This window comes from Amycolatopsis sp. NPDC033938, from assembly GCF_055575975.1.
Genome location: NZ_JBVIRO010000005.1, coordinates 84,084 through 107,447, shown reverse-complemented (window position 1 = coordinate 107,447; position 23,364 = coordinate 84,084). Strand labels below are relative to the sequence as shown.

Below are 23,364 nucleotides of genomic sequence, written 5' to 3'. Positions count from 1 at the left end.
GCGCCGAGACTGGAGGGATCACTCATGACTCGCCGATTCGATCCGGATCACATCGCCGCGCTGGCCAAGAAGGTCGGCGGCCTCAAGGACGGGTTCAGCAAAACGGGCACCGATTTGGGTGACGGTAACCCCGGCGGCGCGTTCGGCGATCTGAGCAACGCGGCCAGCGCGGGCAAGACGGTGCAGGGGTTCTACAGTGGCGTGAACGCCGAGCTGAACGCCGCCGCGAAGCTGGTCGACGCCGCGTCGGCGGCGCTGGCCAGTGCCGCCGCGCGGATGCGGGCCGACGAGGCCCAAGGTGTGCACACCCTCGGTGGCCACCGCGAGCGGGACTGATCGGACTGAGGACGGAAACACAGGGGGATTGACCGATGACCACCGCAGAACGGGATCTGGGTGCGCTCGACGACCCGTCGCGTGACCGTCCGAAGTCGATGGACGCCATCGACAAGCACGCCCAACAGGCGCAGAAGCTCAACGCGCGCGCGGTCAACGACCAGGCGGCCAAGGTCGGCGGAGCCGCCACCAAGGCCAACGACCTCGGCGATGATCTGAAGCTTTTTCGCGATGATGTGCTGCGGGAATGGGAAGGCAAGGACGCCGACGCGGTCGCCGACCACCTCGAAGCGCTCGGCAAGGCCAGTTACAAGGTCAGCGACAAGGCTGAGGCCGCCAAGAACATCCTCCAGCGTGTCTCGGAGATCTTGGACGAGGTCAAGAAGAAGGTCGCGCAACTCGCGCAGGAAGCCAACGACAAGGACGCGGACAACCGCGCCTTGATCGGCGCCGCCAGGCAGCGGAAGAACAGCTCCAAAGACGAGAACGAGATCGCCGCCGCCGCGTCCGACATCGAGCGGCTCCGGCAGCTCAACGAGAAGGACTCCAACGGCAAGAAAGAGGAGATCGAGCGCGCGCTGGACGCCGCCGAGAAACAGATCGACGATCTCCTCAAACCACTCGGCCTGGAAATCGAAGGCGGTTTCCTGGAGCTGATCCCGGCCGAAACCGGCCAGACCACGGCGTCGAGCGCCCACACCAAGCCCGTCGATTCGAGGGTCGGCCCGGCCCCGGTCTACGGCGGCGGTGGCGGAGACGGCGGTGGTGGCGGTGGTGGGGTCGCCGGGGTCCAGGGCGACGGAAGGCCCGCGAAGCCGATCGACGCGCGCGGGGACAACCCGGCCAAGATCGCCGAGCAGTTCCTCGGCCGTAACGCCGGTGACCTCAAGCGCAGTGGCGAGCTGCCCGCGATGCAGTCCTGGGTGCCCAACAACGTCAACTGCGCGAACTTCGTTTCCGGCTGCTTGGAGGCGGCTGGTCTGATCGACAAGAACCAGGCCAGCGCCTCGGTCGCGGGGCTGACGGCCAACCTCGAGGCGGACGGCTGGAAGTCGATCCCGCTTTCCCAGGCGAAGCCCGGCGACGTGGTGATCTCGAACGGCGGCGGGCACGTCGTGTTGTACGCGGGCGATGGTCAGTTCATCGGCTCGAACAACATCAACCCCGACGGTTCGCAGAAGATCAGCATGGGCGGCGGCAGTGGCCTCGTGAAGGTCCTCACCCCGCCGACCTGAGCCGGTTGAAGCCGAGTCCGGTAAGTCTGTTCGATGGGCTCCAAGGCCCGCGAACACGACTTACCGGACACGGCTGGAGAAGAGGGTCAGAACCCGAACAGCGCGCGCGGTGCCTCGTGCTCGTCCGGCCAGGTCAGCCAGGCGACGTCGGTCGGGCCGACAGCGTAGTTGGCCAACCGCCAAGCCCGCACGTCGTGGTCGGGACGCGGTTCGTCGGTCTTCTTGAGCAGGGCGACGTAGACGTCGGACATGACGCCGTCGGCCCGCCGTTCCTCGTAGACGGTGCCGGCGTAGTACGGGCGGCCGCTGTCGGTGCCGCGCAGCGTCCCCTGCAGGAACACCCAGGGCCCCATGCGGTCGAAGCGTTCCACCTGCACCCGGACGCGATCGCCGAACGACTCGTCGAGACGGGCGGTGGCGGCCTGGAAGGCCGCTTCCCGGACCGGGTCGCCCGGGGTCAGCGCCACCGGGAACGGGTGTGCGGACGGGGTGTACATCAAGCTACCTCCCAATAGCGGGCAGCGATCCGCCCGACTGCGGCGGCCGGATCAGCTGGCCTCGCGATGCTACCGCGTGCGGTTGGCCGAGTCCTGGCTTCGGACATACCCATGGTTCATTCCTCAATGGACAGACGGGTGCCGGGAGCCCGCACGTCCGTGACAGCGTGCCCGCGGAAAACTCGCACTCGAATGGTAGTTATTCACCGACCATACCCGTTCGAGTTGTCGGCATTTTCCGGTGCTGCCACCATCCCGGAGACGGATACCGGTGGAAGGGGCGGCATGGGCTGGTTGTGGCGCGCGTTCTGTGATGCCGCACCGTCCGCCTTGCTCGCGTCGGCGACCGGCACCGTCTTGCTGCGGCTCCTCCACGGGCGACGGTACGGACCGCTCGTCGCCGCACTCGATTTCGCCCTGTTGTCCGCCCTTTCCGCGGTGCTGCTCATCGTTTTCCTTCCCCCGCCGGGAAACTGGCCCAGTGCGCCGGTGAACCTGAACCCGCTGGCGGACCTCAGCCCGGTTCTCCACAGCGACGGCGCGCTGGTGCAGGCGGCGGGAAACGTGGCCCTGCTGGTGCCGCTCGCGATTCTCCTGCCGGTGCGGTTCGGCTGGGCGCGGTCGATTTCCCGGGTCGTCCTGCTCGCCTTGCTGCTGTCCTGCGCGATCGAAGGCCTGCAGGTCCTGTTCGACGATGGCCGCGTCGGCACCCTCGACGACGTCCTGTTCAACACCGCGGGTGGCGCGCTCGGCGCCTGGGGTGGCCGCTTCTGCCGGTGCGACCATGACGGATCAGCGCGCTGAAGTCCTGAGTTTGCGGGCCAGTCGCTCGGGTTTCGGCCAGCGGACCTTCGTCGCCCAGCCGAGCTTCTCGAAGAGCCAGATCAGGCGGGCGGAGATGTCGAGCTGGCCGCGGCGCACACCGTGCCGGGCGCAGGTGGGGTCCGCGTGGTGGGAGTTGTGCCAGGACTCGCCCATCGACAAAATCGCCAACGGCCAGAAGTTCGCCGACCGGTCACGGGAGGCGAAGGGCCGGTCGCCGAGCAGATGACAGATCGAATTCACCGACCAGGTCACGTGGTGCAGGAGCGCGACGCGCACGAGACCCGCCCAGAAGAACGCGGTCGCCGCTCCCCACCAGGACCACGTGATCAGCCCGCCCGCCACCGCGGGCGCGAGCAGCGACACGACGGTCAACACGGGGAACCACCGGTTGACGCGGACGAGGTCGGCGTCGGCGAGCAGGTCGGGCGCGAACCGTTCGGCGTTGGTCTGCTCGCGTTCGAACAGCCACCCCATGTGCGCGTACCAGAACCCCTTGGCGAGAGCCCGCGCCGACGTGCCGAAGCGCCAGGGGGAGTGCGGGTCGCCGTCACGGTCGGCGTAGGCGTGGTGGCGGCGGTGGTCCGCGACCCAGTCGATGATCGGGCCCTGCAGCGCCATACTGCCGGCGACGGCGAGCGCGATCCGCAGACCGCGCGTGGCGGTGAACGCGCCGTGGGTGAAGTAGCGGTGGAAGCCGATGGTCACGCCGAGGCTGGTCACGAGGTAGAAGAACGCCGCCAGCCCGATGTCGATCCAGCCGAGGCCCCAGCCCCACGCGAGCGGGACGGTGGCGGCCACCGCCAGTGCCGGCACGATCGCGAACAGTTTGACCAAGAACAGCTCACCCGCGCTCTTCTCGCCCGCCAGCATCGGCTGCGGTCGTGGACGAGCGTGGCTGGTGTGGTCGTGGGCTGCCGTACTCACGGTCTCTGCCTCCGGGACGAAGTCGATCCTCAACCGGCTACCCCGCCGGTGGTGGCGGCAAACGCGAGCGAGGCCGTGAAGGCCTCCTTCCCTACCCTCAAGATCAGGGTCTCGGCAAAGGCGCGTATTGAGAGGTAAGGCAAATGTGGGGTGTCCTGAAGGACCCCTTTGAGACGTTGAAGGTCTCAAAGGGGTCCTTCAGGACATCACGCCTCGACGATGGAGCAGCGGGCGCCGACCGCACCATATTTGCCTTACCCCTCAAATTACCGCTGGTCGGTGCCACTGTCATAACGGGACAAGGCAAACGTGTCGTGGTCGGCCCGGCTCTTGACTGTCCACAAGGGACACTTTCGAGACGAATGTGCCCGGTTTGGGCAAGTCGCGCGGTTTCGGGAGGGGGCGTGAGTGTTCTAGCCAAGGGTGCTTCAGGTACCTACGGCGGGCGAGCCCGGTAGCGGCACGGCCATCACGAGCCTCAGCAGCACCACCAGTCACAACCGCTGCGCGTGAAGGCCCCCTTCCCTCGGCTCAGCCGAGGGAAGGAGTCCTTCACGCGCACTCCGCCTCCGACCCGCCGAAACCACCCTCACTCACGAGCCCCGGCGGAAAAGATCTCGGCGAGCACGCGACGTGCCTCCGCGCCTTCCCCGTCGACCGGCTCTGCCCGGCCCGCCGTCCGCGCGTACACGATCAGCGCCTTCCACAGCGCCCAGCCGCGCCCGCGCGCCCAGGTCGCGTCGTCGACGGACAGACGTTCGCGAAACGCCTGCCTGGCGTCGTCGGTCAGCAGCGTCCAAGCGATGGCCAGGTCGCAGGACGGATCGCCGACCCCGCAGGTCCCGAAGTCGATGACGGCCGCCAGTTTCCCGTCGTCGAGCAGGAGATTTCCCGATGCGACGTCGCCGTGGAACCAGCGGTCGACGCCGTCCCAGTGCGCGTCCAGCGCGGTCTCCCAGATTTCGCGGGCCAGGACGACGTCGATGTGGCCGTCCAGTGTCGTGAGCGCGCGCCGGACCTGCGCGTCGTAGGTGCGCAGGGTGGCGCCACGGAACCAGTTGTGCTTACCGGGCTGGGGACCGTCGGTGGCGTCGAGGCTCTGCAAGACCGCCAGGAACCCGGCCAGGTCCAGGGCGAAGCCGACCGGGTCGGAAACGCGGCCCGCGTTCGCGGGTTCGCCGTCGAGCCAGCGGTAGACCGACCACGCGAAGGGGTAATCCGCACCGGGACGGCCCTTCGCCAGTGGGACGGGGATGGGCAGCGGCAGCAGGGGAGCGAGCGCCGGAAGCCACCGTTGTTCCTTGTCGACGGCCAGCGCGTACTCGGACGCGCTCGGCAGCCGCGCGATCATCGCGTCGCCGACGCGGAAGGTGACATTGTCCCAGCCGCTTTCCGCCACGGGCCGGACCGGGAGACCGGACCAGTGCGGGAACTGGTCGCCGATCAACCGGCGTACCTGTTCCGCGTCGACGGTGATGCGCCGGGGTGGGGAGCCGAGATCCGGAGTGGTCATTCGCTGCTCTCGTCGAGGTCGCCGGTTTCCACCGACAGGATTCCAGATTGGTCGGCGAGAACGGTAAGCAATTCATTGACCTGCCGTGGCCCCAGCAAGCGCATCCGGAGTTCGATCAGCCGACGGGTGCGCACGAGGGGCCGTCCGTGCTCGTCCGCTTCATCCCGTTCGAGCGGTAACCGTTCGGTCATCGCGTGCTGGACCGAATAACCCGCGCGCGTGGCCAGCTCCAGCACTGCTCTCAGGACGCCTTCGCCGTCCCGGTAGGTCACCCGCACCACGCTGGTGGCGGGCCGGGTCCGGGTGGCCAGCCGGATCAGCGGCGGGTAGCCGAAGACGATCAAGAAGTGGCCTGCCGTGACGACCAGCGCGAGCACCGGCAGCCCCGCGGCACACGCACAGCCGACGGCCACGCTCAGCCAGACGATGGCCGCGGTGGTCAGGCCGCGTACGACGTCGCGGCGGACGAAGATGAGCCCGCCGCCGATGAAGCCGATCCCGGACACGATCTGCGCGGCCACGCGGGACGGGTCCAGGACGATCCGGCCTTCCGCGAGCACGTCGGTGAACCCGTATTTGCTGATCAGCAGGAACAACGCGGCGCCGACGCCGACCAGGGTGTGGGTGCGCAGGCCGGCGTTCTTCTGCTTGAGTTCGCGTTCGAGTCCGATCAGCGAGCAGAGCACCAGTGCGAGCAGCAGTTCGGTGATCTGTGTCCAGCCCTGACCGGAGGGTTCGCCCCAACTCATGACGGGACAGTTTATCGCCGGTTCTTGTCGGTGGGGGAGGTTAGGGTCTGCCGCAGCAGCCTGACCAGGAGGGACACTCTGTCATGACCACTCTCGACAACCGGCCGAACACCGCGCTCCTCGTCGTCGATGTCCAGAACGGCGTCGTCGACGACGCCTACGAGCGCGATGCCGTGGTCGCGAACATCAACGGTCTCGTCGGCAAGGCCCGGCGGGAAGGCGTCCCGGTCGTCTGGGTGCGGCATTCCGACGAAGAACTCGTGCAGGGGAGCGAGGAATGGCGCATCGTCGACGAGCTGCTGCCCGGCGAGGCCGAACCAGTCGTCGAGAAGAACTACGGAGATTCCTTCGAGGACACCGATCTGGAGAAGGTCCTGGCCGGACTCGGCGTCGGGCGGCTCGTGGTCACCGGCGCGGAGACCGACGCCTGCATCCGCTCGACACTGCACGGAGCGCTGGTCCGCGGGTATGACGCGACGCTGGTCGGCGACGCGCACACCACCGGGGACAAGACGGCCTGGGGTGCGCCGTCGCCGGAGCAGGTCATCGCGCACACGAACCTGTACTGGCGGTTTCAGGCCGCTCCCGGCCGGAAGGGAGGGACGGTCGAAACCAGCGAGGTCGATTTCACCGGCTGAGCCGCGAAAAACCGGCAGTCGGGTGGCTGCCCGCTGCCGGTTTCCGGTTCCCCGGATCAGGGGTGGTAGATCTCCTTGACCGTGGTGATCTGGTCGGCGTCGTTCACGCTGATCCGCGCCCGCACCGGGTTCCCGTCTTCCAGTTGCTGGATCAGCTGGTCCTGGCCGCACGGCAGGGTGCCGTAGCCCTGGTCGTCGATGGTGACCGAATCACCCGGGCACAGGGTGGCCGCGCTGAAGACCTTGGCCGCCTTCTGCAGCGGGAGCCGGTAGGTCTTGCCGTTCTCCTTGCCGGTGTCCAAGGTGAAGCGGACCATCCGCGTGGTGGCGTCGTATCCGGTGAACCGCACCTGCTGGGTGGAGTTCGGGAATTTGCGGACCTCCTGGTCAGGCGCCTTCCCGGTGCCGTTCGACGGCCGGGTCTCCAGCTGCAGGGAGCTGTTGGGCACGCCGCAGACCACCGCGCCCTGACTGCCGCCCGCGGAGTCCTCCTGGCGGGCGCAAGTCCACCTGCCCTGGACGTCGAGCACTCGCTCGCCAGGGCCTTCGGCCTGCGGCAGCTTCTGGAAATACTCGGTGATCACGGTGAACGCCTCGGTGCAGCCCGGTTTGGTGCCGTCGGTGGCCTCCACCGCGATCAGGTCCATCTTCGGCCGTCCTGGCGCGCCGACCGGCCCGCCGTACTTGCTGCAGTTGACGTCGCCGTCCGAAGTGGTCTCGGAACCTCCGGCGGCCGCCCCTTGGCCGCCGCCTTCCGGCGTCTGCGCGACGGCCGCCGTTTCCGCCGCGTTCTTCACCGGGGAACCATTTCCCGCGACATTGTTCCCGTCACAGGCGGAAAGGAATGCGGTGGCGGCGACAGCCCCGCCAACAACGGCCATTTTGATGGTCTTCTTCGCGGTGAATTTCATTTCGGTGCCCCTCTCGGACTTTCGAAGCTTTATGTCTCCGAAGACGTCGGAACCGAAATGGGGTTGCTCGCGGGGGCTCGTATCGCGCAGCGTTGCCCGAAGGTTCGATTCCTCCTGTCCGCTCGGGCACGACCTCGGCCGGCTTCGCAACCCGAGCCGGTGTGCCGGTCGGGCGAGCGAGCCCTGACGGCACACCGGCTTCGGGACGAACGCGTCGCGGCCGGTTACGGAATGACGCGGTTGCGCAGGTTGTGCGGGTACGGGCCTTCGCCGTGAATGCTCAGCTCGGTGCCCACCTCGAAGCTGTAATACGGGTGCGAGGTGAAGTAGCTGTCCAGATTGGTGCCGCCGAAACAGATCAGATCCGCGCCACCGGCCGAATTGGGGCCGTTGCACAGGCTCAGTGTCGGGTAGGCGAACGAGTCCAGTGGCCGGAAACCGGCGCCGCCGGGGCCGGGTACGGGCAGGTGCCCGATCAGGCCGCCGGGGTCACCCGGCCAGTTCGACTCGACGGGCTGTCGCCGTCCGTCGGCGCGCCCGCCGCCCGGGCGGTGGCCGCCTGTGCCGCCCCCGAACCGGCGATCGCGCCCACCAGGGAAACGCCAGGGTGAGCGCGGGAAACGCGCGATCCTCAGCCGATCGCCGTCGTGCAGTTCATCGCCTCCTCCGGCGCGACCTCCCCGCCGGTGCGCTGAAGATGCGTTTCACCCCAGATCCGGACTCCTTCGACGACGGGCAGGACGGTGGTCCCGTAAGGAGTGAGCCGGTAGATGACGCGTGCCGGGACCGGTCCGGTGACGACGCGTTCGATGAGCCCGTCGGCCTCGAGTTCGCGAAGCTGCTCGGTCAGCACCTTGGGGGTGATCGGCGCACCTCGGCGGCGCAGGCCCGCGAAATGGGTCTCTCCGTGGGCGAGCCAGTACAGCAGGGTCAGCTTCCACTTCCCGCCGATCGCGGCGAAGGCCGCGGCCATCGGACAGCCGGGCAACGGGTTGGGGCGGGAGGGGTTACCCGTAGGTGCCTTCTTGTTCACGACCGCGCTCCACTCGGATAGTCGGACCATGACCGTGCCATACAGACGCATTCTGATCGCGGGCCTTTCGGCCCTCATTCTGCTCGCGACGGCGGCCTCGGGCGACGCGTCGACGTCGACCGTCGACGGCCAACAAGACTTCGACTGGGAGATCGGCACCTGGCGGTCCACAGTGCGAGTGCTGGCGGAGCCGCTCTCGGAAACTCCGGACGAATGGCTCCAGTTCGCGGGAACCAGCGTCGTCAAACCACTTCTCGACCGGCGGGCGAACGTCCTCGAATTCCAGGTTTCGGGCCCGAACGGCCGCATCGACGCCCTCAATCTGCGGCTGTACGAACCGCAGGCGCGGCGGTGGAGCCTGACCTTCATCAACATGCGCGACGGGCTGCTCACCCCGGCGGTGTACGGCGGCTTTCACGACGGGATGGGCGAATTCCTCGGCGACGACCAGTACGACGGCCGCCCGATCAAGGTGCGCTTCCGTATCTTCCGCCCGAACGCGGACGAAGCGAGATTCGAGCAGGCGTTCTCGGCCGACGGCGGAACGACGTGGGAAACGAACTGGAGCGCCGTGGACCGCCGGATCCGCCGCTGAGGACCGATCCTGAGGGTCAGGAACCCTCCGCGAACTTCGGCAGGTGCTCCAGGACGGCCGCGGGTTCCGGCATGGCCGAGATCCGCGTGGCGAGGGATGCGGCGGAATCGCGGTACGCGGGGTCGGTGAGCACGGCGCGGACGGCGTCGCGGATCCCACCAGCGGCACGCCGTGCGCGAGCGCGCCCAGAACCGTGCCCGCGCCCGCGTGACAGACGACGGCGTCGACATAGGGGAGAATCCGTTGCTGGGGAAGAAAGGTCTCGATCCGAACGTGATCGGACTGTGGACCGAACCGCTCGCGGTCGCCGTCGCGGCCGATCGTCGCGACGACGTTGACGCCCTCGTCGTGCAGCGCGGAGATCATCGTCTCCGGCCACAACGCCTCCGGCCAGATGTCCAGATAGGGGACGGTGTCGTGCGCGGGGAACCGGTCGAGCCCGAAGCGGCGCACGAGCGGGTCGAGCGCTCGCCAGCCGCCCGCCATGATCGAGGCCGGTTTCGGCGGCCCGATCGCATGGACGACGTACGGCAAGCCGGTGATCGCCGCCGCGGTGACGGCGGCGAATTCACCGGCACCCGAGATCACCAGATCGGGCCGCCATTCGCGGACCGCGGCGAGCATCTCGTCCACCCTCGACCCGGCCCCGAGTTCGGCCATCGTGGTGACCACATACGCCATTTTCTTGTCGGGTGACATCGCGGCGAGTTCGGACGGCGAGTACTTCCCCCAAAGCCCGCCGGGTACTCGACCGCGGCCGGGCCGGTCGCGACCACGACGTCGTGGCCGTGGTCCCGTGCCGCCGAGGCCAGCGGCAGCAACGGAACGATATGGCTGTAACCCGCACCCGCGGAGAAGAACAGACGCATCTCCACAGGCTAGCGATATCCGGCCGCCGAAACGACCGGTACCACTGGCCCTGAGTTCTTTGGTCCATAGTGGACACCCGGCGCATCACCGGGAATCCGTTCCTGGTGATGCGCCGGGCGCCGGGCGAACTACGCCTTGACGCAGGCGACGATGACACCGATGGTCGCGTTCGCGGCCGTGGCGTGCGCGGCCGCGCTCGCCGCGGCGGCGGTGGCGGCAGCGGTGGTGAACGCGCCAAGGTTGGCGGCGGCGGCGTTGATCGCGGCGGGCGTCCCGGTGAGCACGCCCTCGGCGAACGCCTTGGCGGCGGCGGCAGCGGCGGCCGAGTCGACGACGTTGGCCGCGGCGGCCGTCGCCGAGTTCGCGGTGTCGACCGCGGCGGCGATGGCGGTGGCACAGCCGGCGGGAGGGGCGTTCGCCGCTGTCAGGTTCGTGGTGGACGCGGCGGCGCTGACCGGCGCCATGGTCAGTATCGCGAGGACACCGACGGCGAAGGACGAGGCAGCGATACGGCGGAAGTTCATGGTCATGGCGGAACTCCTGAATCAGGATGAAGAGCGAGTCCCGGTCGACCGGCGAAAACCGAACCACCGGAACAAAACCGGCTGAAACCGAACCGGCTCATACCTTGAGTGGAGCACCGAACGTAGGTCGAATACGAAAAGGCACCCGTACGTGTCCGCGGTGAAAAACGGGGATCGCCTATCTCAGCGGCTGATCACGATTTCCCGCGTCACGCTCGCCAGTTTCTCCGGATTCCGTACGTGGTAAGCGCCGGTGACGTAGCCGTTCTCGATCCGCACCGCCAGCACGCCGTCGATTTCCCCGTCGACGCGGATCAGCAGCCCGGGCGCGCCGTTGATCTGCACCGGCTCGACCGTCCTTTCCGCTTCGCGTTTCCACCAGCCGGTGGACAGCAAGCGGGCGACGTTGTCCGCGCCGACGATCGGCCGAAGCAGCGCGTGTTTGATTCCGCCGCCGTCGGCGAGTGCGACGACGTCCGGCGCGAGGATGTCGAGCAGGCCTTGCAGGTCACCGGTTTCCACCGCCGTCCGGAAGGCGGTGAGCGCGGCCCGGTGCTCTGCCGGGGAGCCGGAGCCGCGCGGTCTGCGCGCGGCGACGTGTGCCCGTGCCCGGTGCGCGATCTGGCGCACTGTCGCGGGCGTCTTGTCGACGGCCTCGGCGATCTCGTCGTAGCCGAGCGCGAAGACCTCGCGCAGCACGAACACCGCCCGCTCGGTGGGCCCGAGTGTCTCCAGCACCAGCAGCATCGCCATCGAGACACTGTCGGCCAGCTCCACGTCCTCGGCCACGTCCGGCGCGGTCAGCAGCGGCTCGGGCAGCCACGGCCCGACGTAGGACTCCTTGCGCCGGTCGAGCGTCCGCAGTCGTTTGAGCGCCTGCCTGCTGGTGATCCTGACCAAGAACGCGCGCGGGTCGAGCACCGTGCCGAGGTCGACGCCCACCCACCTCAGCCAGGTCTCCTGCAGCACATCCTCGGCGTCGGTCGCCGAACCGAGCATCTCGTAGGCCACGGTGAACAGCAGATTGCGGTGGGCGACGAACGCCTCGGTGGCCGAGTCGCCGGATTGTCCGCTCATCGCCGGTTCCCGCCTGTTCGTTCGTGACCGCGTCATAGCCATCCGATCCCGGCGGGCGCCGGTTTGTGACACCACTGCGCGGTGGCCTGCGTCACACGGCCGGGTTGTCACAACGGGCGGGGCGCCGGGATCTCTTGAGCGTACGACGCGAGACCACGAGTAAGGAAAACCAGCCATGTCCACGACTTCGACGACCGGCCCGCGGTCGCGTATGCCCAATCCCGTCCCGTTCGTCCCCGAGCTGGCGGAAGTCGCCGGGGGCCTGCACAACGTCCTCAAGAACGGCGCGCTTCCCCCGGCGACCATCGGTCTGCTGCAGCTGCGCGCCGGGCAGCTCCTCGGCAGCACGTACTTCACCATCCGGGAAACGAAGAACCTCCGCGAACTGGGGGAGTCCGAAGAGCGCATCACCGCGGTGGCCACCTGGCGGGACGCCACTTATTTCACCGACGCCGAACGGGTCGCGCTCGAACTCGTCGAGGCGGTCCTCACCCCGAACCCGGCCGGTGAGCGCGTCCCGGACACGTTGCACGCCAAGGCAGCCGCGCTCTACGACGACAAGGCGCTGTGGACGCTCGTCATGGCGATCGCCCATATCGGTTTCTTCGCTCCCGCCGCGCTCATCGCCAAGCCGATCCCCGGTATGCCCGCGGGCCGGAACTACAGCGAACAGGAAAGGTGAACACCATGAGCAGCACCAAATTCGCGGTGGCCGGAGCGACCGGGCGGCTCGGCCGCCACGTCGTCGACGTGCTCACCGAACGGGGACACCACGTCGTGCCCATGTCCCGGGCCACCGGCGTGGACATCATCACCGGCGAGGGTCTTTCCGACGCCCTCGCCGGGGCCGGCGTCATCATCGACGTCGCCTCGTGGCACGGCTCCGAACAGGAGGCGGCGACGGAGTTCTTCCGCACGTCGGCCCGCAATCTGCAGGAGGAGGGCCGGAAGGCGGGGGTCGCCAGGATCGTCGTGGCGTCGATCATCGGTGTCGAGAACGCCACCGCCGGTTTCGTCGCCGCCAAGAAAGTGCACGAGGAACTCCTCCGATCCGGCCCGCTGCCCGTTCGCTTCCTGCGTGCCGCGCAGTTCCACGAGTTCGTCGGTCAGCTCCTGGAGTGGCGGCAAGACGGCGTCGCCTACATTCCCGCGCTGCCCACCCAGCTGGTGGCTTGCCGCACCGTGGCCGAGGAACTGGTCGACCTGGCCACCGGATCCGCCGAGCCGGTTCCCGGAACGCCGATCCCGGAGATCGCGGGGCCACGCGAGGAGATCATGGCGGAGGCGGCCGGACTTCTCGGTGCCCGCCGGGGCATCAAGGTGGTCGGTATCGACGGTTCCCGTATCCCTGACGGCGAGATCGCCGCCAAGGGCGGATTCCTGCCGAGCCCGCACGCCAAGCTCGCGGGTCCCACCTTCCAGGAGTGGCTCGACGCCCAGTACTGAGCCGGGCACCTGATCAGAATTGGCCGCAGTTACCGTTTCCGGCCCCGCCGGAGAAGGTCTTCTTCAGCCAATCCGTGGCGTCGCCGGAAGCGGCCGACATACCCAAGGCGTGGGTGAGGAAAGGGAGGAGCGAGGTGAGCTCCTTCCACTGCACGGTGGCACCTTTACCGCACCAGTCCTTGGCCATCCGCTTGCCGACGGCGGCCGGGATCACGTCGTCCATCGGGCCGTGCTCGACCATGACCGGCATGGCGGGTTTGAGGTTGCCGATCTTGTTCTCCGCGACGATGGCGTCGAACGGCGGTTGTGACAGGAACGTCGCCACCGGCTGACCGTTCTTGGTCATCGAGCTCGTCTGCTTGTACATGAACTGGAAGACCGCGTTGAGGGTGCAGGTCTGACGGGCTTGCAGGAACAGTTCGGCACCGGCCTGGTTCGCCAGGCTCATCAGGTCGGCCTCGGGGTAGGCCTGGTTGATACCGATCAGGGCGTAGCCGAGGAAGCCGAGGTACATGCCGCCGTCGAGGGACTTGGCCAGCACGGCCTTGTCGGCCGGTGGCGCGCCGGCGTAGACACCCTTGATGTCCAGTTCGGGTGCGTAGGTGGACGCCAGTTCCGCCGCGGCCGCGGCCGCACTGCCTCCCTCGGAGTAGCCGGCGATGCCCACCGGGCCGTTGCCGGGCAAGGCGGTACCAGGCAGCCGCTGCGCCGCGCGGATCACGTCGAGCACGGTGTGGGCTTCGGACAACCGGTTCACGTACGGATGGTCGCCACTGCCGTCGACCCACGGTCCGATGTAGTCGGTCTGCGCCACGGCGAACCCGGCGCCCAGCAGGGCGTCGACAAAGCCGTTCTGGAAACCGGAAATCAGGTCCGACGAGCCCTCACCGGCCAAGGTCTTGGAGGGTGCGCACTGTGGACCCATGCCGAAGGTGAACGGCGCGTAGGCCACGATCGGCCGTTCACCGGGACCGTTCCAAGGGTTGTCCGGCACCAGGACGGTGCCGCTGACGGCGACCTGCTTGTTCTTGTTGTCCTGGGATCGGTACAGGATCCGGGTCGCTTTCGCGCCCTTGTAGGTCGAGGGTTCGGATTTGAGCACGGCGCCGTTCTGGCCGGGCGGGAGCGGGGAAGGCGGGGTGTAGACCGAGGCCGTGGCGGCGCCTGCCGCGGGGGCGCCGATCGTCAGGGTCGCGGCCACGCCGGTCGCGAGCAGTGTCGCGGTCATGGTGGCGATGAGGCCATGACGAAGAGAAGAGGACATGGGGGCACTCCACACTGAGTCGGATGGCGGGATCGACTGATCAGGTGTCTGGTCGCGGTGAACGGCGGAATTGTGTCCCACCCGGATGCCCCATGATGGAAACCGATCAGTCATCGACCGTCAATGGACAACGACCGAGCGGTCTTCGAATTGTCATGAGGTGCCGCTTTCGCGACCGCTGATTTGTCAAGCCGATGGGCCCTGCGAATATGTCGCTCCGCGTGGTCCGGTCTCGAGCCGGATCATGGGGTCGTATCGAGCCCTGGCGGAGTGTTCAGCGCATCCAGGAGCAGACGGGTGTCGCGGGCGTAGTCGGCGTAGGAGACGCCGCTGCGTCGCACCAGGCCGCGGAATCGGCGCTCCAGCAGTTCGCGGCACTGCTCGACCATGCGCTTGCCTTCGAGCGTGAGACTCAACCGCCGCCGGTTTCCGCCCGCCGGATCCGGTTGCGCGTCGAGCAGGCCCATTCCGGCGAGAACACCCGTCATCCGGCTCGCTGACGGTTCCGAGACGCCCAGCTCCTCGGATACCGCTCGCTGCGTGGCCGCGCCCAGTCTGCCCACGATCAACAGCGTCCGGAACCGGCGGTACGAGAGGCCGTACTCGGCCTGGAGTATCCGGTCGGCCGACCGGTCCAGCCGGGCCGTCAACGCGTGGAGATCGAAGCTCAAATCTTGCGGCACAAGGTACCTTAGCATGCTAACTTAGCTAGACAAGTCTCGACTGCGGGTCCGCCGGTCGCGAAAGGTGAAGCGCATGGTCCACCTCGCCCTGCTGGTCGTCCACATCGCCACCGGCACCGCCGGCCTGCTCCTCGGGCCGCTGGCCATGCGTCAAGACACCCGGCGCTTCGCCGCCGCCGAGCGGTCCACGGGCGTGCTCAGTGCCTGGTATCGCGCGATGGTGCTCGTCGTCTGCCTGTCCGCGACAGGGCTGGTGATCGAACGCCGCGGCGACCTGTGGTGGCTGGTGCCGGTCTCCGCGCTGACCTACGGCCTGGCCGTGCTCGCCAAAAGGTCGGCGAGCCGTCGCCACCCGGCGTGGACCCACGGCTACGTCCACGGTCAGGGCGGCTCGTACATCGCACTGGTCACCGCGTTGATCGTGGTCGCACTCGTCGTCGACGGACCGGTCTCCGGCTCCGCCGAGCTGATCCCGTGGCTGGCGCCGACCCTGATCGGCACCGTCCTCATCGAAGTGTGGCGGCGTCGGCTGAGCGCGGCACTGGACGGCTCCCCTCTCGCAGTCCCGCGCCCGCAAGCACCGATCTGATGCTCACGGTGCGAGTTCGGCGGGACAGACCGTGCCGGGCGGGGGCAGGGTGCCGTCGATGAGATAGGCGTTTCCGTGGCGGCGGAGACAGGTGTTGCCCAGCAGGTAGGCGGCGTGTCCGTCGCCGTGCCGGACCGAGCGCGCCCGGGGGAACTGCGACGCGACGTGATCCGCCCCGAGGTGGCCGGTGTTGTTGTCGAGTTCGCCGATCGTCACCAGGACGGGTGGCGTGTGCGGCGCCGAAAGCGGGTGTGGCGGATAGGCGGGCTCGCCGGGGATGCCGACACAACGCGCGAGTTCGTAGCGGCCTTCGATCCAGCCGAATCGCGGGGCGATGGCCTTCAACTGTCGTTCGATCCCGAGAAACCGGTGGTAGCCGGGCACCGTCGGCATGAAGTCGTGGCACAGGGTCGCGCTTTGCACGGATCCGGGCGGACCGTCCGGTGGATACCGGAGAACGGTGCGGAAGTCGCTGAGGTCTCCGGCTCGCGCTTTCGCGATGGCTCGCGCCAGATCCGCCCAGCGAGGTGGGTTCATACCGACGAGCGCACCGGCGAACAGGTCGCCGGCCGAGTGGCCTGCCGACGCGACGAGGTCGTCCCAGGCTTTCGCGGCGTCCACGCCGTACAGCGCGCAGGACGGCGTTCGCGCACACCAAGCGCGGAAATGCGACAACTGTTGTTCCTGCGCCTTGGCGTGGTCGGACAACCAGTCGACGAGCCGGGTCCGCGTGTGGTCGGCGACGCCGTCGAGGTACAGCCGGTCCAGCCGCGCTCCGAACAGCTCGGCGTACGCCTGCCCGTAGGTGGTGCCGTAGGAATTGCCGAAGTACCGCAGTTTCTCCTCACTGAGGGCCGCGCGGAGAGCGTCCAGATCGTGCGCCATCTGCCAGGAGTTGAGACCCGCGAACGCCGGTCCGGCGGCCTGACGGCAGCCGGTGTCGTACGTCGCGTTCTCCTCGGCGTGCGACCGCCAGGTGGCCTCGTCCTGCCCGCGCACCAGGCCGAGGATCGACGCCGGAGGACGCGGGCACTCGATCCGCCTGGCGTCCCGGCCGAGCCCGCGCGGGTCGAACACCACGACGTCCAGCCGTTCGGTGAGCTGATCGAGCCAGCTCTGAATCGGCGCGGACCGCGGGCCGACGATCGCGGCTGTGCTGTTGCCCGCACCGAGGTTGGCCACCACCGTGCCCGACCGGCGGGCCGGATCCTTCGCCGGCACACGGACCACGTCGACAGTGGTCGACGGGCCCGTCCGATCGGTCCAATCCACCGGAACGGTCAGCACCGCGCACTGCGTGCCGTTTCCACAGTCCCGCCAGTCGAGGGCGGGCGCCGGGGTGGCCGACGCGGGAGGCGCCACCAGTGTCATCGTCAGCAGCACGGCCGCCGCACCGGGCAGACTTCGGTTTGTCATCCGAGGCGATCCTTTCTAGGGTGCCGCCCACGTTGGCAGCGGAACGCGAGTGGCGCGTCTGCCGTCCGGCATAGAACGGGGAACCGATGAACAGATGGCGAGCGCTTCCGGCGGAGGCGCAGGACGTCGTGATCGCTGCGGGCGTCTTCGTCGTCTCACTCGGGCTGCCCGCACTCGACGGGAAATCCCTGACTCCGGTAGTGGCGATCTGGACGTTGGCGACCTGTGTCCCGCTGCTCGGACGCCGCCGGGTGCCGCTCGCCTCGGTGGCGCTCACCGGGGCTTCGACGCTCGGCTCGCTCTGGCTCGAAACGGCGGTCCCGCCGTGGCCGGTGCTGGTCGCGGTCTTCTCCGCCGCGTATCACCTGCGCGGTCACCGCGTCCTGCTCGCGGTCGTGGCCACCGGTTGGCTGCTGGGAGTGGCGCTGTCGCGCGGCGGCCCGCTGGTGCCATCGGATGTGCTCATCTCCGCGGGACTCGCGGTACTGCCGGTCAGCCTCGGCTACACGTTGCGATTGCAGGCGGATCGGGCGAAAGCCTTACGACGGCTCGTCGAGTCCGAGGCGGAACGGGCACAGGCGCGCGAGCGGAATCGTGTGGCCAGGGACGTGCACGACCTCGTCGGTCACCACTTGAGCGCGATCCGGCTGCGGGCGCTGGGGGGTCGCAAGGCGGGCGGCGCCGCGGACGAGGCTTTGGCCACCATCGCCGAGCTGGCGGGGGAGGCACTGGGCCAGGTGCGCTCCCTGGTGGACGTCCTGCGGGAAGACGAGGCTCCCGGGCTGTCCGAAGTGGACGTTCTCGCCGACCGATTACGGGGTGTGCTCTCGGTGTCCGTCGTACGGGACCTCCTTGGCGCCGAGCCGCCGTCGCCCGTCCAGGCCGCCGCCTACCGGATCATCGAGGAGTCGCTGAGCAACGTGGCCCGGCACGCGTCGGCGAACCGGGCCGAGGTCCGGCTCGCGGCGGCGGACGGGGATCTGGTGGTGACGGTGGACGACGACGGCCAGGACGTCGCGGAAGCCCTGGAGGGCAACGGAGTGCGTGGCATGCGTGAACGGGCGGCGGCACTGGGCGGCAGCGTGCGGGCCGGTCCGCGCGACGGCGGGGGCTGGCGGGTGCAGGCGAGGATCCCGTGGAACGGAGGAGGCGCGTGATCAAGGTGATCGTCGCCGACGACCAGGACGCCGCCAGGGACGGAATGCGGCTGCTGCTCACCGGTGAGCCGGACATCGAGGTGATCGGCGCGGCCGCGGACGGCGCCGAACTGCTCTCCCTCGCCCGGCTCCGGCGGCCTGACGTGGTGATGACGGACATCCGGATGCCGGGAATGGACGGCATCGACGCCATCAGGAAGCTACGGCTCCTCGAACCGGAACCCGCCGTGATCGCGGTGACCACCTTCGACCTCGACGAGTACCTCTTCGGCGCCCTGCAAGCCGGCGCGGTCGGCTTCGTGCTCAAGGACAGCGCACCGGAACTGTTCGTCGACGCCGTCCGCCTCGCCCACCGCGGGCAGGGGCTGATCGATCCGCAGGTGACCCGCCGCCTGGTGACCCGCTTCGCACGGACGTCGCCGCGGCCGGCGCCGCCGGAACTGGCGCTGCTCACCCCACGCGAGACGGAAGTCCTGCGTGGTCTCGCCCGCGGCCTCGCCAATGCCGACCTCGCCGACGAGCTGGGCATCGCGGCCGGCACGGTGAAGGTCCATGTGGAACGGATCCTGGCCAAGCTCGGAGTCTCCACCCGGGTGCAAGCGGTGATCCAGGCGCACAAGTTCGGCTTGGTCACCTGGGACGATTGACACCGTCCTGTGTGGACCGCAGGGCGAGCCACAGCAACACCCCGGCCCCGATCAGCGCGAACGCGTCGACGGCGATGGCGACGTGGATGGCGGACAGTTCCACGGCTGGCCCGGTCCCGCCCGCCACGACCGCGGTGAAGACCGCGCTCATCAGCGGGATGCCGATCGCGATACCGACCTGCTGGCTCTGCGTGGCCATCCCGGTCGCCATGCCCTGCGAGTCGGTGTCGACCGCGGAGGTCGAGATGACCATGAAGGACAGCATCGCCAGCATCGAGAAGATCGCGTTGACGAATTCGGCGGCGACCAGGATCGCGAGCCAGCCGTTGGTCGCGGCCATCCAGATTCCGGGCAGCATGAACGCGCCCTGGCCGATCAAGGCGGCGCCGAGCATGGTGCGCGGCGAGACCTTGGCGAGGATCTTCGGCCCGATGCTGCCGCCCAGGATCTGCCCGACCCCGATGCCGAGGAGCACCAGGCCGGCGACGAGCGACGAGTGGCCGAGGACGTTCTGGACGTACAGGGCGGTGAAGAAGATCAGCGCGGTCTCACCGCCGAAAATGAACAACGCCGCCAGGTTGCCGAAGGCGATGTCCGGCCGCTTCAGGATGGCCACCGGGACAAGCGCGTCCTCGGTCCGGCTTTCCACCACCCAGAAGGCGATCAGCAGCACGGCGGCGAGGGCCAGCGAGAAGACCGACACAGTGTCCAAACCGGACTCGGCGGCCCGGGTGATGCCGTAGATCCCGGCGAACAGGCCGGTCGTGATGAGCACCGCGCCGGGCACGTCGAGCTTCTTCCGGTTCTCCGCCTTGCTTTCCGGAACCACCATCGGGACGACGATGATCGCGGCGATCGCCACCGGGATGTTGATGAAGAACGCCCAGCGCCAGGAAAGCAGGTCGGTCAGCACGCCGCCGAGGATCGAGCCGACGGTGAAACCGGAGCTCATCATCACGCCGTTGAGGCCCAAAGCCTTGGTACGCAAGGAAGGTTCGGTGAAGGCGGTGGTCAGCATGGCCAGCGCGGCCGGGGTGATCGCGGCGGTGGCGAGGCCCTGCAGCGTCCTGGCGACGAGCAGGAGCGCGGGTGTGTCCGCGATCCCGCCGACGACCGACGCGGCGGCGAGCAACGCCATCCCGGCGACGAAGATCCGCCGCCTGCCGAGGTAGTCGCCGACGCGACCGAACACGAGGGTGCAGCCGGCGGCGGTCAACGCGAACATGGTGGTGATCCATTGCAGGTCACCGGCGAAGAAGCCCAGTTCCGCGCCGACGCGCGGGAGGGCGACGTTCAGCACGGAGAAATCCGCGGCCATCATGAACTGCGAGGCCAGCAGGACCACCAGAACCATGAGCTGGCGGCCGGTCATGCGGGTCGGCTGCGCGGGAGCGGCAGGAGCCGTATCGGTCGTCATGCTGCCAGGTTCGAGCCGCCGGGAGGATTTAGCCAGCTCCCTGCCGTGACTACCACTGGCAGTACCAGGCTAATCCGCGGCCGGTTCCCGCCACAGATCATGGGCGGTACCTCGGGAAACGTGCTCTTCGTATACCTGGACCTTCTTGGTGATCAGGTCGAGGCAGTCGGTGAGTTCGGCGATCCGGGCGACGATGTGGTTCTGGTGCTCGCGCAGCAGTTCCAGCCTGTCCTGTTCGTTCCCCGGCCCCTGACGGACGAGTTCGGCGAACTTCCGGATGGTGGCGAGCGGCATACCCGAAGCCCGGAACTTCGTGCAGTTGGCGAGCCATTCGACGTCCCATTCGGTGTACACGCGGCGCCCGTTCGAGCCGCGTTTCACCGCCGCCGCGAGCAGCCCTTCCTTCTCGTAGAAGCGAAGCGCGTGCACGCTGAGACCCGTGCGTTCGGTGACCTGGCCGATGGTGAGTTCCGTTGTGGTGTCGATCACCCGTCCGAGGATAACCCATTGACCTAGAGAGCACTCTAGCTTCTAGCGTTCACCGCATGACCACGCCGCAGCACAAGATCGGGTCCGGATTCGGCGCGCGCAGCACCGCCGACGATGTCCTGCGAGGCGTCGACCTCGCGGGCGGGATCGCCGTCGTGACCGGCGGATATTCGGGGCTGGGCCTGGAAACCACGAAGGCTCTGGCGAACGCCGGTGCCCAGGTCGTGGTGCCCGCCCGCCGTCCCGACATCGCGGAAGGCGCGCTCGGCGGACTGCCCGGTGTCGAGGTCGGTGAGCTCGACCTCGCCGATCTCGACAGCATCGAGGCCTTCGCCGGACGCTTCCTCGCCACCGGACGGCCGATCGACCTGATGATCGACAACGCCGGTGTGATGGCGTGCGCCGAACAGCGCGTCGGCCCCGGCTGGGAGGCGCAGTTCGCGATCAACCACCTCGGCCACTACGCGCTGGTGAACCGCCTCTGGCCGGCGCTGGCCGCCTCGGGCGGCGCCCGCGTCGTCGCGGTGTCCTCGGCGGGGCATCACAACTCGCCGATGCGCTGGGATGACGTCCAGTTCGAAACCGGCTACGACAAGTGGCTCGCCTACGGCCAGGCCAAAACGGCGAACGTGCTGTTCGCGGTGCGCCTGGACGCCCTCGGCGCCGAACAGGGGGTCCGGGCGTTCTCCCTGCATCCCGGCGCGATCCTGACGCCGCTGCAGCGGCATCTGGACCGGCAGGAGATGGTCGAGTTCGGCTGGGTCGACGAGAACGGCGTGCTCGCCGATCCGGAGTTCAAGACCCCGCCCCAGGGCGCCGCGACACAGGTCTGGGCAGCGACCTCGCCGCAGCTCGACGGCATGGGCGGCGTGTACTGCGAGGACTGCGAAATCGCCGAGGTCGCGGCAGGGGAAGACGGCCCGATGGTCGGCGTGCGCGAATACGCCATCGATACCGGCGAGGCCGCCCGGCTCTGGGAACTTTCGGCTCGCCTCACCGGGGTGAACGCGTTCGCCTAATAGCGGCACGATTCGGACATTCTGCGTCCGCGTGTCGAAGGCGCTATTTCGTGACGCTATTTTCAACCGGTCGGTGTAGGTATTTTTGCCGGACCGCGAGTGCCGCTGTTTTCGGCGCGGATCACGAAAACGGTATTGAATCCCCCAGTCGATCCGCACACAGTAAATCGGTGCTCGACGTCCGGTCCGAACCGGACGTCGAGCACCGCTGGTGGCAAGAGGGAGAAGAGTGTCCCGGCGCTAGGTCCGGAGCATCCTCAGCGGCGGTGACGCGGGGCGGTGCCTGCGCGCGGCCGACACCGCGGGCGCCGGGGAAGGCGGCGTGAAAGCCTCCTCCTGGCAGGGAAAGGCCAGCAAGCCGAGGGTCGCGGCCGCCACCCCGGCGGCGAACCTGTTCTCGGCTCGAAGCAGGCACATGATGCGCGCGATCCGGCGGCGGACGGTGCGGACGCTCACCACGAGACGGCGGGCGATGGTCTCATCATTGCTGCATTCGACGAGCAGCCGTAGGATTTCCCGGTCTTCCCGGCTCAAATGCCCTTCGACGTCGGCACGACGCCGGGCGACCGATTCGGCGGCGGAATTTTCGGGTATCGATCGAGTCTTGGCCAGATGATTCATGTGTACAGCCCCCAGAATAGCTTGGGCCAAGGTTAGCAAGTTACCGCGCGGTGCCCAAACCGCCGTCCTGTGGGTACGGTCACAGGACGTTATTTCCCGATATGCGGGTACGCGGCGCGCCAATCGTTTGATCGAAATACGCCGGGATGCCCATTGTCTTGGCAGGATCGTGTCAACAATGGTGTATGCACTTGCAGATGATCACCCGTTCGTGTTTTCTGGCTGCAGGCCGGAACGACGGCCGCGGTGCCATCTGGCGAACTCGCCGGTGGCGGCAAGCCTCTCTCGACGCCGAGAGCGCAGATCCACTCTTTCGCCGATGACGTGACACGGCCCGACGCGGCGCCGTCCGGCTTCGGCCCAGGGATGAGAGACGGGACGGTACTGGGGCCGTCCCGCTGGTTCCTTGCTGCCCTCGCACCGGTTCGGCATGAGGAGAATGGGGAGCTTCGTGACAAATACGACCTTGGGCCCGGTGCGTATCGACCCGGGTTACCAGGCCGAACAACTGGTCAGCAGGCTCGGGATCGAGATCCTCACCTGCGAGCCTGGTCTCGTGATCGGCTCGATGCCGATCGAGGGGAACCGGCAGCCGCTGGGCATCCTGCACGGCGGCGCGAACGCGGTCCTCGCCGAAACACTCGGTTCGGTCGCCGCGTTCCTCTACGCCGGCCCCGGCGGCAACGCGGTCGGGCTCGACCTGTCCTGCACGCACCACCGCTGGGTCTCCTCCGGGGTGGTGACCGGCGTTTGCCGTCCGCTCCACGAACGCCGGACCGTCGCCGCCTACGAAATCGTGATCACCGACGCGAACGGTAACCGTACCTGCACCGCGCGGCTCACCTGCGTCGTCGGCAGTCGCACCCGAATGTCCACTGTGGAGGTATGA

Annotated in this window: 27 protein-coding genes and 1 pseudogene; 13 read left to right on the top strand and 15 right to left on the bottom strand. The window is 68.3% G+C overall.

The features are described from left to right. Window positions 1-24: 24 nt before the first annotated feature. Both ACZ5ZX_RS16535 and ACZ5ZX_RS16530 read left to right on the top strand, forming a co-directional pair. Entirely contained in the window at window positions 25-336 is a 312-nt protein-coding gene (locus ACZ5ZX_RS16535) for a hypothetical protein (RefSeq protein WP_465502848.1), read from the top strand. A gap of 35 nt (window positions 337-371) precedes the next feature. Then, window positions 372-1,571: an NlpC/P60 family protein gene (locus ACZ5ZX_RS16530; RefSeq protein ID WP_465502847.1), complete on the top strand. Its 1,200-nt coding sequence runs from the start codon at window positions 372-374 to the stop codon at window positions 1,569-1,571. Window positions 1,572-1,657: 86 nt separating this feature from the next. On the opposite strand, the gene ACZ5ZX_RS16525 is transcribed toward ACZ5ZX_RS16530, so the two are convergent. Next, window positions 1,658-2,068 (bottom strand): hypothetical protein, encoded by a 411-nt coding sequence (locus tag ACZ5ZX_RS16525; protein ID WP_465502846.1) that lies wholly within the window; start codon window positions 2,066-2,068, stop codon window positions 1,658-1,660. A 285-nt stretch (window positions 2,069-2,353) separates the two neighbouring features. On the opposite strand from ACZ5ZX_RS16525, the gene ACZ5ZX_RS16520 reads away from it, so the two are divergent. Further along, window positions 2,354-2,872 (top strand): VanZ family protein, encoded by a 519-nt coding sequence (locus ACZ5ZX_RS16520; protein ID WP_465502845.1) that lies wholly within the window; start codon window positions 2,354-2,356, stop codon window positions 2,870-2,872. On the opposite strand, the gene ACZ5ZX_RS16515 is transcribed toward ACZ5ZX_RS16520, so the two are convergent. The 3 genes from ACZ5ZX_RS16515 to ACZ5ZX_RS16505 form a co-directional block, all read right to left on the bottom strand. Continuing rightward, window positions 2,861-3,763: an acyl-CoA desaturase gene (locus ACZ5ZX_RS16515; protein ID WP_465503101.1), complete on the bottom strand. Its 903-nt coding sequence runs from the start codon at window positions 3,761-3,763 to the stop codon at window positions 2,861-2,863. The two genes, ACZ5ZX_RS16520 and ACZ5ZX_RS16515, sit on opposite strands and share 12 nt — an antisense overlap. A 643-nt stretch (window positions 3,764-4,406) precedes the next feature. Next, window positions 4,407-5,330, bottom strand: coding sequence for an aminoglycoside phosphotransferase family protein (locus ACZ5ZX_RS16510; protein WP_465502844.1), 924 nt, complete (start codon window positions 5,328-5,330; stop codon window positions 4,407-4,409). Further along, window positions 5,327-6,079 (bottom strand): MgtC/SapB family protein, encoded by a 753-nt coding sequence (locus ACZ5ZX_RS16505; protein ID WP_465502843.1) that lies wholly within the window; start codon window positions 6,077-6,079, stop codon window positions 5,327-5,329. Before ACZ5ZX_RS16505 ends, ACZ5ZX_RS16510 begins: the two co-directional genes overlap by 4 nt. Window positions 6,080-6,162: 83 nt before the next feature. Here ACZ5ZX_RS16505 and ACZ5ZX_RS16500 point away from each other — a divergent pair, with 83 nt between their 5' ends. Further along, window positions 6,163-6,717: a cysteine hydrolase family protein gene (locus ACZ5ZX_RS16500; RefSeq protein ID WP_465502842.1), complete on the top strand. Its 555-nt coding sequence runs from the start codon at window positions 6,163-6,165 to the stop codon at window positions 6,715-6,717. Window positions 6,718-6,773: 56 nt separating this feature from the next. Here the strand turns inward: ACZ5ZX_RS16500 and ACZ5ZX_RS16495 are convergent, their stop codons facing one another. Continuing rightward, the gene (locus tag ACZ5ZX_RS16495; protein ID WP_465502841.1) at window positions 6,774-7,628 is read right to left on the bottom strand and encodes a hypothetical protein; all 855 of its coding nucleotides are present in this window, start codon (window positions 7,626-7,628) and stop codon (window positions 6,774-6,776) included. 467 nt (window positions 7,629-8,095) lie between these two features. Here ACZ5ZX_RS16495 and ACZ5ZX_RS16490 point away from each other — a divergent pair, with 467 nt between their 5' ends. After that, window positions 8,096-8,239 carry a hypothetical protein gene (locus tag ACZ5ZX_RS16490; RefSeq protein ID WP_465502840.1) on the top strand — a complete coding sequence of 48 codons (144 nt, stop codon included), beginning with the start codon at window positions 8,096-8,098 and terminating at the stop codon, window positions 8,237-8,239. 20 nt (window positions 8,240-8,259) lie between these two features. Here the strand turns inward: ACZ5ZX_RS16490 and ACZ5ZX_RS16485 are convergent, their stop codons facing one another. Next, window positions 8,260-8,691, bottom strand: a complete 432-nt coding sequence (locus tag ACZ5ZX_RS16485) for a winged helix-turn-helix transcriptional regulator (RefSeq protein ID WP_465502839.1) — start codon at window positions 8,689-8,691, stop codon at window positions 8,260-8,262. Between ACZ5ZX_RS16485 and ACZ5ZX_RS16480 the strand changes: the two genes are divergently transcribed. Further along, the gene (locus ACZ5ZX_RS16480; RefSeq protein WP_465502838.1) at window positions 8,690-9,256 is read left to right on the top strand and encodes a hypothetical protein; all 567 of its coding nucleotides are present in this window, start codon (window positions 8,690-8,692) and stop codon (window positions 9,254-9,256) included. The two genes, ACZ5ZX_RS16485 and ACZ5ZX_RS16480, sit on opposite strands and share 2 nt — an antisense overlap. A gap of 564 nt (window positions 9,257-9,820) precedes the next feature. Here ACZ5ZX_RS16480 and ACZ5ZX_RS16475 read toward each other — a convergent pair. The 3 genes and pseudogenes from ACZ5ZX_RS16475 to ACZ5ZX_RS16465 all read right to left on the bottom strand — a co-directional run. Beyond that, window positions 9,821-9,880: pseudogene (locus ACZ5ZX_RS16475) on the bottom strand (hypothetical protein); the annotation flags it as partial. Between the two features lie 374 nt (window positions 9,881-10,254). Then, entirely contained in the window at window positions 10,255-10,656 is a 402-nt protein-coding gene (locus ACZ5ZX_RS16470; RefSeq protein WP_465502837.1) for a hypothetical protein, read from the bottom strand. A gap of 177 nt (window positions 10,657-10,833) precedes the next feature. Then, the gene (locus tag ACZ5ZX_RS16465) at window positions 10,834-11,727 is read right to left on the bottom strand and encodes an RNA polymerase sigma-70 factor (RefSeq protein WP_465502836.1); all 894 of its coding nucleotides are present in this window, start codon (window positions 11,725-11,727) and stop codon (window positions 10,834-10,836) included. Window positions 11,728-11,902: 175 nt separating this feature from the next. On the opposite strand from ACZ5ZX_RS16465, the gene ACZ5ZX_RS16460 reads away from it, so the two are divergent. After that, on the top strand, window positions 11,903-12,409 hold the full coding sequence (locus ACZ5ZX_RS16460) for a carboxymuconolactone decarboxylase family protein (RefSeq protein WP_465502835.1): 507 nt from the start codon (window positions 11,903-11,905) through the stop codon (window positions 12,407-12,409). A gap of 5 nt (window positions 12,410-12,414) precedes the next feature. Continuing rightward, the gene (locus tag ACZ5ZX_RS16455; protein WP_465502834.1) at window positions 12,415-13,173 is read left to right on the top strand and encodes an SDR family oxidoreductase; all 759 of its coding nucleotides are present in this window, start codon (window positions 12,415-12,417) and stop codon (window positions 13,171-13,173) included. A gap of 13 nt (window positions 13,174-13,186) precedes the next feature. On the opposite strand, the gene ACZ5ZX_RS16450 is transcribed toward ACZ5ZX_RS16455, so the two are convergent. Then, window positions 13,187-14,437 (bottom strand): lipase family protein, encoded by a 1,251-nt coding sequence (locus ACZ5ZX_RS16450; RefSeq protein WP_465502833.1) that lies wholly within the window; start codon window positions 14,435-14,437, stop codon window positions 13,187-13,189. Window positions 14,438-14,679: 242 nt separating this feature from the next. Then, complete coding sequence (locus ACZ5ZX_RS16445) at window positions 14,680-15,120, bottom strand: MarR family winged helix-turn-helix transcriptional regulator (protein WP_465502832.1); 441 nt, start codon at window positions 15,118-15,120, stop codon at window positions 14,680-14,682. Window positions 15,121-15,193: 73 nt separating this feature from the next. On the opposite strand from ACZ5ZX_RS16445, the gene ACZ5ZX_RS16440 reads away from it, so the two are divergent. Then, entirely contained in the window at window positions 15,194-15,709 is a 516-nt protein-coding gene (locus ACZ5ZX_RS16440; protein ID WP_465502831.1) for a hypothetical protein, read from the top strand. A 3-nt stretch (window positions 15,710-15,712) separates the two neighbouring features. Here the strand turns inward: ACZ5ZX_RS16440 and ACZ5ZX_RS16435 are convergent, their stop codons facing one another. After that, window positions 15,713-17,125: an alpha/beta hydrolase gene (locus ACZ5ZX_RS16435; protein WP_465502830.1), complete on the bottom strand. Its 1,413-nt coding sequence runs from the start codon at window positions 17,123-17,125 to the stop codon at window positions 15,713-15,715. 86 nt (window positions 17,126-17,211) lie between these two features. Between ACZ5ZX_RS16435 and ACZ5ZX_RS16430 the strand changes: the two genes are divergently transcribed. Both ACZ5ZX_RS16430 and ACZ5ZX_RS16425 read left to right on the top strand, forming a co-directional pair. Next, window positions 17,212-18,282 (top strand): sensor histidine kinase, encoded by a 1,071-nt coding sequence (locus ACZ5ZX_RS16430; protein WP_465502829.1) that lies wholly within the window; start codon window positions 17,212-17,214, stop codon window positions 18,280-18,282. Then, window positions 18,279-18,929 carry a response regulator gene (locus ACZ5ZX_RS16425; RefSeq protein WP_465502828.1) on the top strand — a complete coding sequence of 217 codons (651 nt, stop codon included), beginning with the start codon at window positions 18,279-18,281 and terminating at the stop codon, window positions 18,927-18,929. Before ACZ5ZX_RS16430 ends, ACZ5ZX_RS16425 begins: the two co-directional genes overlap by 4 nt. Here the strand turns inward: ACZ5ZX_RS16425 and ACZ5ZX_RS16420 are convergent. Further along, window positions 18,913-20,346: an MFS transporter gene (locus tag ACZ5ZX_RS16420; protein ID WP_465502827.1), complete on the bottom strand. Its 1,434-nt coding sequence runs from the start codon at window positions 20,344-20,346 to the stop codon at window positions 18,913-18,915. The two genes, ACZ5ZX_RS16425 and ACZ5ZX_RS16420, sit on opposite strands and share 17 nt — an antisense overlap. Before the next feature lie 69 nt (window positions 20,347-20,415). Continuing rightward, window positions 20,416-20,835 (bottom strand): MerR family transcriptional regulator, encoded by a 420-nt coding sequence (locus ACZ5ZX_RS16415; RefSeq protein ID WP_465502826.1) that lies wholly within the window; start codon window positions 20,833-20,835, stop codon window positions 20,416-20,418. 56 nt (window positions 20,836-20,891) lie between these two features. Between ACZ5ZX_RS16415 and ACZ5ZX_RS16410 the strand changes: the two genes are divergently transcribed. Continuing rightward, entirely contained in the window at window positions 20,892-21,854 is a 963-nt protein-coding gene (locus tag ACZ5ZX_RS16410; protein WP_465502825.1) for an SDR family NAD(P)-dependent oxidoreductase, read from the top strand. Window positions 21,855-22,094: 240 nt separating this feature from the next. On the opposite strand, the gene ACZ5ZX_RS16405 is transcribed toward ACZ5ZX_RS16410, so the two are convergent. Continuing rightward, window positions 22,095-22,475, bottom strand: a complete 381-nt coding sequence (locus ACZ5ZX_RS16405) for a LuxR C-terminal-related transcriptional regulator (protein WP_465502824.1) — start codon at window positions 22,473-22,475, stop codon at window positions 22,095-22,097. A 439-nt stretch (window positions 22,476-22,914) separates the two neighbouring features. Here ACZ5ZX_RS16405 and ACZ5ZX_RS16400 point away from each other — a divergent pair, with 439 nt between their 5' ends. Next, window positions 22,915-23,364 carry a hotdog fold thioesterase gene (locus ACZ5ZX_RS16400; protein WP_465502823.1) on the top strand — a complete coding sequence of 150 codons (450 nt, stop codon included), beginning with the start codon at window positions 22,915-22,917 and terminating at the stop codon, window positions 23,362-23,364.